General features: G+C 49.3%; 15 protein-coding genes. 5 read left to right on the top strand and 10 right to left on the bottom strand.

The features are described 5' to 3' along the window. Positions 1-39 precede the first annotated feature (39 nt). The 3 genes from QXU03_02960 to thsA form a co-directional block, all read right to left on the bottom strand. Positions 40-1,209: a site-2 protease family protein gene (locus tag QXU03_02960; protein MEM2170698.1), complete on the bottom strand. Its 1,170-nt coding sequence runs from the start codon at positions 1,207-1,209 to the stop codon at positions 40-42. Then, positions 1,109-1,432 (bottom strand): DNA-directed RNA polymerase subunit K, encoded by a 324-nt coding sequence (locus QXU03_02965; GenBank protein ID MEM2170699.1) that lies wholly within the window; start codon positions 1,430-1,432, stop codon positions 1,109-1,111. The genes QXU03_02960 and QXU03_02965 overlap by 101 nt, the downstream gene beginning before the upstream one ends. Positions 1,433-1,523: 91 nt before the next feature. After that, complete coding sequence (gene thsA, locus QXU03_02970; protein MEM2170700.1) at positions 1,524-3,176, bottom strand: thermosome subunit alpha; 1,653 nt, start codon at positions 3,174-3,176, stop codon at positions 1,524-1,526. Positions 3,177-3,387: 211 nt separating this feature from the next. Between thsA and QXU03_02975 the strand changes: the two genes are divergently transcribed. Next, positions 3,388-3,735: a thioredoxin family protein gene (locus QXU03_02975; GenBank protein MEM2170701.1), complete on the top strand. Its 348-nt coding sequence runs from the start codon at positions 3,388-3,390 to the stop codon at positions 3,733-3,735. Positions 3,736-3,895: 160 nt separating this feature from the next. Then, positions 3,896-4,354: a hypothetical protein gene (locus QXU03_02980; GenBank protein MEM2170702.1), complete on the top strand. Its 459-nt coding sequence runs from the start codon at positions 3,896-3,898 to the stop codon at positions 4,352-4,354. A 20-nt stretch (positions 4,355-4,374) separates the two neighbouring features. Here the strand turns inward: QXU03_02980 and QXU03_02985 are convergent, their stop codons facing one another. The 7 genes from QXU03_02985 to QXU03_03015 form a co-directional block, all read right to left on the bottom strand. Then, positions 4,375-5,082, bottom strand: a complete 708-nt coding sequence (locus QXU03_02985; protein MEM2170703.1) for a hypothetical protein — start codon at positions 5,080-5,082, stop codon at positions 4,375-4,377. Between the two features lie 243 nt (positions 5,083-5,325). Next, complete coding sequence (locus tag QXU03_02990) at positions 5,326-5,613, bottom strand: hypothetical protein (protein MEM2170704.1); 288 nt, start codon at positions 5,611-5,613, stop codon at positions 5,326-5,328. Between the two features lie 35 nt (positions 5,614-5,648). Then, on the bottom strand, positions 5,649-6,605 hold the full coding sequence (locus tag QXU03_02995; protein MEM2170705.1) for a metallophosphoesterase family protein: 957 nt from the start codon (positions 6,603-6,605) through the stop codon (positions 5,649-5,651). After that, positions 6,586-7,515 (bottom strand): hypothetical protein, encoded by a 930-nt coding sequence (locus tag QXU03_03000; GenBank protein MEM2170706.1) that lies wholly within the window; start codon positions 7,513-7,515, stop codon positions 6,586-6,588. The genes QXU03_02995 and QXU03_03000 overlap by 20 nt, the downstream gene beginning before the upstream one ends. A 247-nt stretch (positions 7,516-7,762) precedes the next feature. Further along, positions 7,763-9,688, bottom strand: a complete 1,926-nt coding sequence (gatE, locus tag QXU03_03005; GenBank protein ID MEM2170707.1) for a Glu-tRNA(Gln) amidotransferase subunit GatE — start codon at positions 9,686-9,688, stop codon at positions 7,763-7,765. Beyond that, the gene (gene gatD / locus QXU03_03010) at positions 9,681-11,033 is read right to left on the bottom strand and encodes a Glu-tRNA(Gln) amidotransferase subunit GatD (GenBank protein MEM2170708.1); all 1,353 of its coding nucleotides are present in this window, start codon (positions 11,031-11,033) and stop codon (positions 9,681-9,683) included. The genes gatE and gatD overlap by 8 nt, the downstream gene beginning before the upstream one ends. Before the next feature lie 118 nt (positions 11,034-11,151). Then, entirely contained in the window at positions 11,152-11,316 is a 165-nt protein-coding gene (locus tag QXU03_03015; GenBank protein MEM2170709.1) for a 30S ribosomal protein S30e, read from the bottom strand. 92 nt (positions 11,317-11,408) lie between these two features. On the opposite strand from QXU03_03015, the gene QXU03_03020 reads away from it, so the two are divergent. The 3 genes from QXU03_03020 to QXU03_03030 form a co-directional block, all read left to right on the top strand. Next, entirely contained in the window at positions 11,409-12,635 is a 1,227-nt protein-coding gene (locus QXU03_03020; protein MEM2170710.1) for a C/D box methylation guide ribonucleoprotein complex aNOP56 subunit, read from the top strand. 15 nt (positions 12,636-12,650) lie between these two features. Further along, on the top strand, positions 12,651-13,358 hold the full coding sequence (locus tag QXU03_03025; GenBank protein ID MEM2170711.1) for a fibrillarin-like rRNA/tRNA 2'-O-methyltransferase: 708 nt from the start codon (positions 12,651-12,653) through the stop codon (positions 13,356-13,358). A 56-nt stretch (positions 13,359-13,414) separates the two neighbouring features. Beyond that, positions 13,415-13,596, top strand: a 182-nt coding sequence (locus QXU03_03030) for a hypothetical protein (GenBank protein MEM2170712.1), incomplete at its 3' end; no start/stop codon positions are given.

The raw sequence follows: 13,596 nt of genomic DNA on the forward strand, positions 1-13,596 counted from the left end.
TGAACCCCGTATAAAAATCCCATTATCCAGCGCTTTAGCTTAGGAAAGCGGGATGGGCAGTGTAAGTGCTAGGAGTATAACGTAGATCAACAGGCATGTAATGCATTTCGAGTCATCGTACTGATTTGCTACGCCGGGATGTCCATGCTTGCCTATGAAGAAGTAGAGGATTAGTGACAAGAAACCAATGCTAATGAAATACAGCCCGTTTGCGCCCGAGAGGTGCAGTATTGAGCCTACTAGTACCAGGACCGGTGGTACGAGCGTGCTGATGGTGCGAAATGCTTTAGCGCTGAGAACACTTCTCACGACGTGCCCTCCATCCAATTGACCTATTGGCAATAAGTTAAGGAAGGTAACCAGGTATACAAAGTATGCTACGAATAAGATGGGGTGGATTATGATTACACCGCTTTCTAGGCTGAGGAATCTCAGTAAGTAGATCCCGAGACTCGTTACACCGACAGGCGCGATCTTCCCTGCTTCAATCAGCTGTTGCGCAAGCTCGAGTGGTATTAGTGGTGATAGGTAGAGCCCTATTACTCCAAATAACGTAGCGACAACTATGCCCATCAAAGGACCTAGTATACCGAGCTTTGCTAAGTCCTTTCTAGTAGGTGGTGGGGTCTTAGTGAATATTACGGCGCCGAGGGTACCTATAAAGCCTAGCTGTATGGGTGGGGCTGGTAAGAGTATAGGGCCCTCGGCCTCGATACCGCTTTTTCTACTAGTAATCAGGTGACCGAATTCGTGGGAAACTAGCGTAACTAGGAATGCTGTAGAGTATAGAACAGCGTCTATTATGATCGCGGTAATGCCCGTATTCGCGCCTATGGCTTTACCTATTTCCTCGCTGTGAAAACCTTGAGAAAGCCCGAGACCCGTTAAGAATACCGTTATAATGCTCGTTATTGTGAGGATCCACCTGTAGTTGTAGAGGCGTGACTTCTGCTTTAAGTAAGGTACTAGCCTTATAACGGGTAGCTCGTCTGACCTTAACTGGAACATTAGTACATTGTAGCCGTTTAAGAGGTCGTTGTAGAGCTCTTTAAATAGCTGCGAAGAGAGGGGCTTATCTACGACGAGGTCGACGAAGTTACGGTAATCCCTAAACTCTACGACTGATATTCCAGCTTTCGAGAATAGAGCTAAGATATCTTTTAACTTCTGGTGTAACGAGTTTGCTGACTGGTACAAGTTCGTATTCACCTGTTTCCCTGGGCCTTAAGATAGACATTGGAAGTAACCCGTTAATTAATTCTAACGTCGCGATGTAAACAGGGTCTCTTACTTCTATGTTTGACACGTCTATTAGTGGGGGAGCGCCCATAGATAGCTGTAACGCTCTAGCACCAATTACCCGAGCTAGTTCAAACCTGGATAGCCGTTGACTTACAGCCCTCCTATATATGTCGAGCAAAGCCTCGGTCATAGCGTAGCGCCTAGGTAGCCGAGGACAGAATAATAGAATTGTTGGGTTAAAAATAAAAATCCGTTCAGTCCGTTGCAGACACTACTCGGCCTTAAAACTCGGGCTTAGGTAACTCCTTTTCCTCCTCTTTCTTCTCCTTTTCCTTCTCTTTCTTCATCGGGCTAGCCGCGATAATGTCGTCTATTTTTAGGACCGCGAGCGCCGCCTCCGCCGCGGTCTTGATCATCGCTTCTTTGACCAGTAGAGGCTCTATCACGTTCCTCGTTGCCATGTCATTGACGATCTCGGCTGACACGACGTCTATACCGGAGTCTTTCTTCCCTTCAGCGTGGAGCTTCCTCAACTCCATTAACACCTCTAGCGGGTCCTTACCGCAGGATGCGGCGAGTATCATCGGTATTTCCTCGAGTGCCGTTGCGAATGCCTCGATAGCGAGTTGCTCCTTGCCGCCGATCTTGGCTGCGTATTCTCTTAGCTTCATTGCGACTTCGAGTTCAACCGCGCCTCCACCCGCTACAATGTAGGGTACACGCATAACGTTCCTCAAGACGTTCAGGGCGTCTTTTAAGCTCCTCTCAATCTCGTCTAACACCATGTCGCTCGCTCCGCGTACTAGTATGGTAACGGCTTTCGGGTTCTTACAGCCTTCTATGAATACCATTTTGTCATTACCGACTTTTCTCTCCTCCACGAGCTCGGCATATCCTAAGTCATCTGGTTTTAGGTCTCTAATGCTACTGACTATTTTTCCACCGGAGGCTCTTTCCAGCTTCTCCAGGTCGCTTCTCTTAACCCTTCTAACCGCCATTATCCCCCTCTTGGCTAGGAAGTGTTGTGCAACCTCGTCGATACCCTTCTGGCACACCACTACGTTTGCCCCGACATCGGCGATCTTGTCTACCATTTCCTTGAGCATCTTCGCCTCCTCGTCGAGGAATGCCTTGATCATTTCTGGGCTCGTGATGTTTATTTTAGCGGTTATTTCGGGCTTTTCAACCTCGAGGGGGGCATCGAGTAGCGCGATCTTGGCTTTTTCAACCCTCTTAGGCATGCCTGGGTGTACCACCTCCTTGTCCAGTACAATCCCGTAAACCAGTTGAGTATCGAGCACGTTTCCTCCTTTCTTCTTCTCGATCTTTACATCGTCGACTCTAAACTCCTTCGTGCCGTCTGCCTTGGGCTCTGAGACCGCTAATGCGGCATCTATAGCTATTTCGGTTAGCCTGTTAGCTATGATGTCGCCTCCAATATACTTGCTTGCAATAGCTGTTTTTACGACTTTTCTAAGGGAGTCCCTGTTCTCAGTGTCTACTGGGATGGCTATTTCGCGGAGTATTCTAAGAGCCTCTTTTAGTGCCTTGGTATAGCCTTCTATGATTATGCTTGGATGGATATCCTGATCTAGTAGCTCTTCCGCTTTTGCTAGTAACGTACCCGCTAAGACGACAGCGCTCGTCGTTCCATCACCAACTTCGGCGTCTTGGGCCTTGGCGACTTCTACTAGTAGCTTTGCAGCTGGATGTTGCACTTCCATCTCTTTAACAATTGTGGCGCCGTCATTCGTAACCGTTACGTCGCCGAAGCTGTCCACGAGCATTTTGTCCAGTCCGCGGGGGCCGAGACTGGTTTTTAATACCTCCGCTAGCGCCTTGGCTGCAGCGATGTTTGACCTTAAAGCATCACGGCCAACCGTTCTTTTCGTTCCTTCCTTCAATATTAAGACCGGTATACCGTAGAGTGCCACGGAACCCACCCTTATAAGACCGGTAAATTGATTATCTAAACGGGTTCTATATAAATTTTCTTGACATGAATATATAAATGATCTACGTGACAGGTGCTTAGGAACCCCCGATTAAGGCACGTTAATACCAGCTAGTGGAAAGCTTAATACAGGTAACCTTTTTAGCACTTATGCCCAGAGTGTAGTATGGAAGTACTGAGAGGTCCACGTGATGTATGAAATTCGGTCCAAGGAGGAGTTCGTGAGAGCTGTTAGAGGCAATGAAGTGGTACTAATAGAGTTCTACGAACCCAATAATAGAGATTGCATGGTCATGTACGAGTCCATGAAGGAGTTTTCAAAACACGCCGATAAGGATATACTGTTCTGTAGGGTAAACGTCAAGGAGCACCCGGATATAGCTAGTGTAAGTGACATACCAACTCTAAGAGTTTACTATCGGGGAGAGGTGATATTTGAACAGGTAGGCGCCCTCAGTACCGTTGAACTGAACTTAAAAGTCGTCCGTAGAAGCATTAGAGAGGTCTTTAAAGCGCATAACATCAACATAAAGGTTTAAAGACCTACCCCCTACCAGCTCACCGCGTCGGTACGTGAGCATGGTCCTGTAAAACCGAGACAGCATAAATAAGGGACAATCAGTAACATATTCGTGGGCTTTCGAAATGGATCCGTGTACATTAATTCGTAGAAACATGTACTGCAGTTATAAAATCGAAGTGCTAGTTTATGAGATGCTTTCGACGTATTCGACTCTAATAAGTAAGGACTCCCCCCTCCATGCCTACCTCAAGGTGTTACTGTACACGATAGCCCTGGACAGTAAAAAACACGCCGAGTTCTTAGAACTCGTGGGAAAGGCGTTTAATCTATTCGAAGAGGTGGAGTGTAGTCAGCTCGTAGGTGAGCCTTGGAAAGTGCTCCAAAGTACCTTAGAACACCTGCGACGCGGCGTATTCATGGATTTAAAAACATTCGTTGAAAACCAGTTGTGGATTGAAAAAGCTGTGGGTGAGGAGACCTATCAATTGCTACTATTGCCGCTGATCAAGGAGAACGCTAAAATGTGCGGTATAGAGGGCAAATCCTTAGAGCTGGTGAACACCATACTCGAAAGAATTATTCAAGACGAGCTTTTCCACGAAAACACTCTCAAGAGGATTAAAACGGCGTTCTAAGGCCGTTACCCCAGAAGCGCCTATATTAGTAGTTCTCGTGAATGCACCTCTTCGAGGATTCTCGAGAGTTCGTGCTGCTTCAAGTAGACAACGTATATGACGGGGTTTTCAACGCGGGCTCTACGGGATCGGGGGCTGTAAACCCCCCGTTTGCCGAGTAGTAGGTACCCGAACTGCAGGGCCTCGTTTAGCTCCGCTACGCTAGCTGTTTTTAAGTAAACTTCGAACTTCTCCTCGAAACTGAGACTCTCCCTGATATAATCGTCCGTTACTGCGTGACCGCATATTAAGCAGACTTTATCGGGTGTAATCGAGTTGAAGCCGCACCTTGAACATTCTAGCAGGCCTCGAGGACCGCTGGTGTTCCAAGTATGTCTTAACGCGGCGATCAGGTCTTCGCGCCCATATCTTAGTGCAAGTTTATACAACTTCTCGGCTTCGCTTAAAACGGTTTTCCCACCACGAGTTACCGCGAATTCCAGCTGACTTGGTGTAAGCTTATCGAGTTCAAGTAGCTTGGAGGCGATGAGCTCTGAGAACACGCCTGCATTCTTCTTTATCTTCTTGACCACGGACTCGGCGCTCGGCCTACTACTGTAACCCGCTACAACGCTCTCCACGATTTCCCGCACGATTTCACGAGCCTTCTCGATGCTGAGAGAGAGTTCACTCGTCAACGTGAAGGTCGAGTCAACGTAGTCGAAGACATCCTCAACGAGCTTGTCCACGTCGAGGCTCTTTGCTCTTTTGACCCGTTTAGGAGTTTTTTCTTTGGAGGTTTCTTTTTCCGGCTTCTTTTCAGTCTCTTCTACTTTTATCGGTTTCGCCCCTTTACGCTTGCCTAGTCCCGTAGCTCTTTCCGGGCTTTTAGTAGTTCGTTTCGTCCGCTGTTTGCGCTTCTTAGGAATAACTATCCCCTGAAGTGCGTGGCGAGTTGTTTATTACTAAGGGCCTGATCATCAGTTTTATACCTATCCAGGCTCTTCCTCTAGTGCCCTACTTATCATGTAACTGAGCACTAGCTTTGCAAGGTTGCGCTTTGCTCTCAGCTTGCTCAAGTATTCAATTACGTCATTGAATGCCGCTTTGTTGTCAAAGACCTCCTGTTTCACTTGGCGCGCTATTGAGTAGAGTATTCTTTCGTAGTCGTAGTCCGTTTCCACGCGCTCTCCGTAGTACTTACCTATAATGTCGCTCACCAGATCTCCTATGACGCTTTCAATGCTATCTATTAGTTTACGTCGATACTGCGTCTTCATGTCCTGTCCCTACGAGCTTTTATCCGGTTGAGGAGTTATAAAGTGTTAAGTTCTTCAGCGGTATTAGGGTGGATGCAGTATCTTGTCAAGCGTCCCACGCATTCCTCCTCGTAGTGCTCAAAAGTAGCTACCCCCCCGCACTCAAAGCCGTAGACTAGTGGCGATGTAAATACAGTAATGACCAGTCCTTCATGTGATACCTTAAAGCCGTTAACGGCCTCGTGACCCCTCACAATGAGTTTGCCGTTTATGAGCTGGAGTGCCCCTTTACTCACTGCCGCTCCGTAAAGTACTCCTGCACCTCGCGGTGAGGGCGTGTAGTAGATGTTCGAGTCAACTGGGTCGCTCCACAAGATCTCTTCCAGGGATTTTCTAGAGATCGTGTTTTTCCCGATCTCGAAGGCTTCGCGCCAATCCTTGCTACTCAGTACACTTAGAGGAGGACCTCCATGCAAGGCCAGTAGCACGTTGTTGTGGACTAGTGCAAGAGGGAGACTTTCGAACAGCTCGAGAGAAAGCTCGTAGAGGGCTTCAGCGCCGGCGCCGAATCTAGCTATTAAATGGTGAGGGTAGTCGTGGGGGTAAGGTGTAAGCCATGTGGATGGCTCATGATTGCCCCTCAGCAAGACCACGTTCCCGCAGTACTCTTGCTTCAAGTTAAGTAATAGTGAGAGGGTTTCTAGCTGCATGTAGCCCCTATCAACGTAATCCCCCAGAAACACCACAACGTACTCCTCTAACCTGCTCCACAAGCTGTTCAGCGCTGAAAGTAGCGTGTAGTAGTCTCCATGAAGATCCCCGACGAACACGTATTTTCCGCGCCCAGAAATTTCCACGACTCCCGGCTTATGGTAGGATCCAGGTCTAGGTGGTGTTTTGACCACTTCAAGCGAATTCTCTAAGAGAGTCCTATACTCTCCGTGAGTTTTACACTGCTCTATGGCCTTTTCGTGGAGCTTTCTCAGGGCGGGATCAAGCCTTCGGCATCCCATGGTATACACCGAGAATAGGGTACGTGGTGTAGGAAGTATTGTCTACGCCTTCATGTACGTACTCCGGTTCGACGAACTTGTCTACGTGTCCCCAGGCGTATATGAGGGCTATGAGAGGCGCCTTGCTGAAATAGTGGATCTGCCAAATACCCTCGATGAACTTTGTTTCAATAAGAATATTTAAGACTCGTTTCAATTCTTGGGGCGTTGGGGCGTGGATCAGCATTACCAGGAAACTACCGCCATTCCTTGTAGTGTAGCGTAGTAGGAGCATCTTATGTAAATGTTCGTAGTAGTGGTACCTAACATTGCGTATACCCAGCCTCTTCTCGACAACCTCTACGAGGTCTTTTGTTTTCCATGAATACTTAAATGGCGGATTACTTAGCCTAAAAATGTCAAGGGCTATGGCAACGTCAAACTCATCCAGCCTCCTGTTGGAGATGCTCTGCGGCGATGAGTAAGGGACCAGCTCCAGTACGTGGTCTTCACGCCCTTCTACGGGAATGACCGTCTCAACTACGCGCTCGCAGAACTCGAGCCTACAAGTAAAGGGGTCAACACCATCCTCTATTACGGTGCAATCCTCTAACGCATAGTAAATCTCCACCGGGTTACCCGCATAAGAGTAGTACTGTACTACTAGATGTAGTGGTTTTTTAAGACAGGGTTTCGCCGTCTTCTGCTGCCTAGCTAGAATCGCGGTAGATACCTTCACGGGAAGGGCCTCCAATGGCACGACTACGTGCTTACTTAAGACTCCATTTACGAGTAGTCTATGCACTAACCGGTACATTGTTTGAACGCTAATACAATCCATCTCTTCACACAGCCCAGTGACTTTCCCTCCCCTGTTCAGAGCAGCGGCGATCTTCCAGGCGCTACTGCGATTTACGGTCATCACGATCACTCGTAGCCCGATAAAGGTATTTGGAAGTGTGGTTAATAACGTGGTTCAGCGGCTACCACGACGCGCATCACAACTCAGTAGCGGCCAAGGTTCAACATCCATGTAAAGTTCCGGGGTAAGCAACCTAAATAGTTGCAATACCATGTAGTGCTGTGTTGCCGGGTAACCTGCCAGGTGACTATCCTACCACCAGGGCTCGGCCAAATGCCTTCTAATCACTACTCATTGTCGGGAGTATTCCTCATCGCTATGTTTCTATATTGAGTATTTCCCTTAATTTAGCTTTTACCCTTTCAGCAACGAGCTTGCCGTCTACTTTGCCGCGAACAGTCTTCATCACCTCGCTCATTACTATCGAGAAAGCTTTATCCCTCCTCGCGAGGATCTTTTCCTTATTAGCCTCAATGACCTTTGTCACGCTTAAGTCTAAGTCCTCCATACTTACGTACTTTATGCCCAGGGCCTCAACGGCCTTTGCAAGGTCCGTACCCGGTGTTCGTGCGAGATAGGATAGTATATCTGGCAACGCCTCCTTAGCTATGATCCCTTCCGCTAATGCTTTCACCACGTTTTCTATCATGCTCTCGTCGAGGTCATCTACGGGAATGCCCTCTCTTCTAAGTGCCGGTATTATGTTAACGAATATTGAAGCTATAACGGAGCAGGGCACACTGCTCCCATAGTTCTTCACGAGGTGCTCGTAGAGGTCTAGTCTAAGGTCGTTCAAAAGTGCCATAGCTAAGCTCCGGCTTAGACCGTGCTCCTCGAGAAGCTTTTTGTACTTTACGTCCGGGTGCTCCGGCACGTAGGCTTCCGCATTTTTGAGTAGTTCCTGGGTTATTATAATGGGTGGAATGTCCGTTTCGGGGTACATTCTGGCGGCTCCTGGACGGGGCCTCATATACCTAGTTGTCCCATCGGGATTAGCAGCCCGCGTCTCCTCGGGCACACCTATAAGGGCGTAAGACGCCCTTTCAGCTACTGAAAGTAGTGCTCTCTCGGCTCTACTCCTCGCGTCTGCGACAATTACAATAGCGTCCCTCTCGGGGTCGCCCCCTGTCTCCGAGTACAGCTTTACGACCTCATCCATCCCTATTCCATACCCTGGAAGTTCATCCGTGTGAATAATTCCTCCAACCCCGCTCCACACCTTGGCATAGTCGCTCAGCTCCGTACCGAATCTCCTTCCCGGTTGAATTTCCTTGCCTAGTAGCCCCTTGAAACCAGGTAGCTTGAGCGCGAGCACTGCTCCTTCGGGCTGTAATAGCGCCCTTCTGATCAGCTTGGACTGGGCGCCTTCAAATACCTTCGTTACATCGATGATATCGGGCTTGATGTCGTTTCGGCTCACACCACGTCTCTGTAGCTCGTCGCGTATTTCAAGTAGCTTAATCTGCCTTTCGACTTCGTACTCTACAACCCGCTGAATTAGGTAGAGGTGCTGTATTCCTTTAATTTCCACTTTTGCGCCACCACTCACACTAATATTCAGGTCTTGCCTGATACTGCCGAGACCGCGCTTAGCCTTGCCCGTTAGTCTAACCAGCTGCCCTATCTTTAGGGCGGCCTTTAATGCCAGTTCCGGCGAATCTATGTCCGGCTTGGTCGCTATTTCTATTAAAGGTATGCCTAACCGGTCTAGGCTGTAGTGAACCTCAACGTCCCTTTCCTCGACTTTTCTAGCTGCATCCTCTTCGAGACAAAGCGTTTGAATGCCTATTTTCCTGCCTTCGACGTCTATGTAGCCCCCCATGGCGATCAACGCTGTTCTCTGAAACCCGCTTACGTTACTGCCGTCAATCACGATCTTCCTCATTACGTGCACTTCGTCAACGATATTCATGTTCAGTGCTTTGGCGACGGCAAGCGCAACTACTAGTGCTTCCTCGTTTATGGGATGAGGCGGTTCTTCATCCGCCTCTACGAGGCAAGCCTGGTTTTCGGGGGCCGTGTAAACGTATAGCCTACCTCGTTTCCACTCCAAGAGGGCTGCCGGGTCTACTTCGCCTACTTCGCTCCTCGCCGGCCTGAGGTACCTCTGAAATGTAGTTTGTCTACTTTCATCGGAGGCGTGCGTGGGGCATGGACAGAACAGTTTCTTCCCGGTATTTAGCTGTATGTGTATTTCGAGGCCGACCTTTAGGCCCAGATCGGCGTAACTAGCCCTACTCATAAGCCCACCTCGGGTAGAGGCTCAGTGTGTGCCTTTCATTTACTTCTCCAACCAGGTTTGCGGTAAACCACTTTCTGACATCTTCCACCTCGCGGCTAATAGAGCCTAGAATCCAAGATAGCTTAACGTATGCTGTCTCGGGTAGCATGTCATGACCCGGTATTACTCCTATTTCGAGGAGCCTCCTCCCCGTGCTGTAGACATTCATGTTGACGCGTCCAAATAAGCACTGGCTTGTCATAACGACCGGGATGCCGCTTTCAACCGCTCTCCTGATCGAGTCCATTAGCCTATTAGGTGCGTGCCCCAGGCCGGTGCCCTCGATTACTATGCCGTGGAACCCCCTATCCACCACGAAGTCTATCACTTCTTGCTGTATGCCGGGATAAGCCTTTATCAGGGCTACTTTGCCATCGAACTCTGCCCTCAATACTGGGTCTTTCTCACCCCTGTGCTCGTATATCTTGCCGATAACCCTGATCTCACCCTTAGAAACGTCGACTACCGCTAGTGGAGTGTCGTTTATGGACTGGAATGCATCACGCCTGCTCGTATGCATCTTCCTGCACTTAACTCCCCGATGTACTAGGTTTAGGCGGTCAGAGACAGACCCGTGCATCGAGATGACGGACTCGGAAAATGGGGCCCTCGCCGCAACCATGAACGCTGCAATCAGGTTTAACGCCGCGTCTGTGCTAGGCCTATCGCTGCTCCGTTGCGCGCCGACAAACACTACTGGTACGGGCTTGTTCTGTACGGCGAAGGCGATCGCTGAAGCGGTGTAGGCCATAGTGTCCGTTCCGTGAGCCACGACAACCCCGTGCACGCCGTTTTTCATTTCCTTATATACTTCCATCGCGATAACCTTCCAGTGCTCCGGCGTCATGTCTTCGCTGAAGATGCTCATTACCTCCCTCGCAGAGATGAGGGATACGTTCTCGAGTTCGGGTATCCATTCAACTATTTCCGAGGGTTTAAGGGCGGGCGTAACAGCGCCGGTCTCGTAATCTACTTTTGACGCTATAGTACCGCCAGTGCTAATCATCGTGACGCGCGGCAATCGCGCTCTTGCCTGTACTTGCCTTGATGGCGTTTCACGGAGAGCTTTAAGCTGTTTTAGTACCTCCAGGGACTCGATGTTGTCTAGCCTTATTCCGACGTTGTAGCCGTTGTCCAGTTTAACTATTATTACCGAGGAACTGCTATACAGCTGAGGTCTGGGCATTAGGAGTCCTTGGAGAATCGTTCCATCTCTCAACTTTAAGATCACTCTGTCACCGGGTTCGGCGCCTTTAGAGATCAGGTAGCTCGCCGCGTTTCCCATATACCCGTAGTAAACTATCAAGTTGAACCCCGTAGGTTGCGTCAATCTACGTGAATGTAAAAAGTGGTACTTAACGGTATTCTAGGCTGGAAAGGTACGGAAAGCTTCATGCGGGTAAAGCGCAGAGCTGTTACCGTGCTTACGAAGGCACGGACTCGGCAACCGCTTGAGCCTTCATAAACCTCCTAACGTACTCTACCCTGTTCCTAACTCTTGGAGGTTTGTTTTTCCTGGGCTTGGGCGGTATCTTGGGCGTTTGGCTTCTAACCTTACCTGCTTTTGTAAGTGAGCCATGGGTTGGCACTTCGAGGCACCTTGCATGCTAGATTAGCTATCTGAAAAGTGATATTTAAAAATAGCTTTTTAACTTAACTCTTACTTGGCTGGGTATAAGGCATGTCTTCGCGAAGTAAGGCCTATATTGTAGAAACGGTACTGGGCATTTTCGCAGTCGCGGATGACAATAGCGTGGTGGAGTACGTTGAAGCCCCCAAGAGGCTGGACGACCTGGTGGAGTACCTAATTAGCATTGAAAAGGGGGAGTTAACACCTTACCACGAGCAGATGATGTCTAAGTTGAAGGAGAAGGGCGTGTCGGCGGTCGTTGTCGAGCACTACAGCACCGCTAAAGCGGCATCCCAGCAGGGGCTAGTACCTGAAGTCTTGCCGGGCTTTCCCCAGGCACTGTACATTAGGAGTATTGCACCGGAACTAGCAGTCAAGTACGGGTTTGCGAGCAGTAGGGAGGAGTTCTTCGAAAAGCTTCACGAAGTGATGCTAGAGTACACGAGGCGGAAGCTGAGGAGAGAAGCGCAGAAACGAGACCTCTTGGCTGTGCAGGCGATTAGAGCAATAGACGACATCGACAGGACAATAAACCTGTTCGTGGCGAGGCTTAGGGAGTGGTACAGTATACACTTCCCAGAGCTAGATGAGCTGGTTAGAGACCACGAGATGTACGCAAGGCTCGTGTACGAGCTGAGGCACCGATCCAACTTCACCAAGGAGAACTTAACAAAGCTCGAAGTGCCGGAGGACAGAGTGGAAAAGATCGCCGCGGCGGCATCTAGCAGTATCGGCGCCGATTTAGGCGATTTCGACCTAGAGTACATATCCATACTCGCTGATATCGTGCTCGGCATGTACAAGCTGAGGGAGACGCTCGAGAAATATATCGATTTCGTGATGAAAGAGGTATCGCCTAATCTGTGTGCACTCGTGGGCCCGAAACTCGGAGCCAGGTTATTGAGTATTGCAGGCGGGCTCGAAAAGCTCGCTAAATTACCAGCAAGCACCATCCAAGTACTCGGCGCCGAGAAAGCGCTATTTAGGGCGCTCAGGACGGGAGGTAAGCCGCCCAAGCACGGAGTAATCTTCCAGCATCCCGCCATACACAGAAGTCCAAGGTGGCAAAGAGGTAAAATCGCAAGAGCGCTTGCTGCGAAGCTGGCTATAGCGGCCAAGGTGGACTTCTTCACGGGTAGGCATATTGGCGACAAGTTGCTAGCAGAGTTTCAGCAAAGGGTTGAGGAGATAAAGAAGCTGTACCCGAAGCCGCCGCCGAAAGCTGAAAGGCCTCGAGCACCCGCGGAAAGGGAGAGGAAGAAGGAGAAAAGGAAATGAAGGTGGTGAGGCACCGTGAGCTCCGTTACTTCGATTAAGCACCACGACAAGTACTTTGCCGTATACGTAGTTGAACTTGATGACGGTAGCGTAAGGCTCGCCACGAGAAACCTCGTACCCGGACATAGAGTATACGGCGAGAAGCTGTTCAAATACAACAACGTTGAGTACCGTGAATGGAACGCCTTTAGGAGTAAGCTGGCTGCGGCCCTCATGAACGGGCTGGCTGAGCAGCCTATCTCGGAAGGAGACTCTATACTCTATCTCGGAGTAGCATCCGGTACAACGGCTAGTCACATATCAGACATTGTTGGACCCAGCGGTAGGATCTATGGAGTAGATGTCGCGCCTAGGGTAATGAGGGAGTTCATAATGGTAGCAGATGTAAGGAAAAACCTGTTTCCAATATTAGGTGATGCCAGGAAACCGCAGGAATACCGGCACGTAGTCGAGACGGTTGAGGGAATTTACGCCGACATCGCACAACCAGAACAAGCAGCGATAGTGACCGCTAACGCCGACATGTTCTTGAAAGATGGTGGTTACCTACTACTCGCAATTAAAGCTAGGAGCATCGACGTGACCAAGGAACCCAGCGAGATCTATAGGAAGGAGATAAATACCTTGAAGGAACGGGGGTTCGAAATAGTAGATGTGGTGCACCTGGAGCCTTACGATAAGGACCACGCAATGATATACGCGAGGTTCCATAGAGGTAAATAGTTTATCTTACCGGCTTCACTATATTTTAACGAACATGCGTTGCCGGGTATAGTGGTTTGCCCGAAGAGAGCCTCGTGGAAGAAGTACTAAGTATTGTGAAAAGAGCTGGTTATAAAGCCGACTTAATACTGTACCCGAAAACGGAGAGAAGCGTAGATGTAGTTGGGAGTTCCAAGGAAAGGGCACTCTTCATCAAAGTCGTACACGATGCCAAAGAAGTTAACAAATCTAAGATTTC

The organism is Desulfurococcaceae archaeon (assembly GCA_038845865.1).
In the GTDB taxonomy this organism is placed as follows: Archaea; Thermoproteota; Thermoprotei_A; order Sulfolobales; family Desulfurococcaceae; genus UBA285.

Coding starts and splice junctions, on each gene's coding strand:
- QXU03_03020 (MEM2170710.1), top strand. CDS start 11,409: ATGTCTTCGCGAAGTAAGGCCTATATTGTAGAAACGGTACTGGGCATT.
- QXU03_02990 (MEM2170704.1), bottom strand. CDS start 5,613: ATGAAGACGCAGTATCGACGTAAACTAATAGATAGCATTGAAAGCGTC.
- QXU03_02995 (MEM2170705.1), bottom strand. CDS start 6,605: ATGGGATGCCGAAGGCTTGATCCCGCCCTGAGAAAGCTCCACGAAAAG.
- QXU03_02965 (MEM2170699.1), bottom strand. CDS start 1,432: ATGACCGAGGCTTTGCTCGACATATATAGGAGGGCTGTAAGTCAACGG.
- gatE (MEM2170707.1), bottom strand. CDS start 9,688: ATGAGTAGGGCTAGTTACGCCGATCTGGGCCTAAAGGTCGGCCTCGAA.
- QXU03_02975 (MEM2170701.1), top strand. CDS start 3,388: ATGTATGAAATTCGGTCCAAGGAGGAGTTCGTGAGAGCTGTTAGAGGC.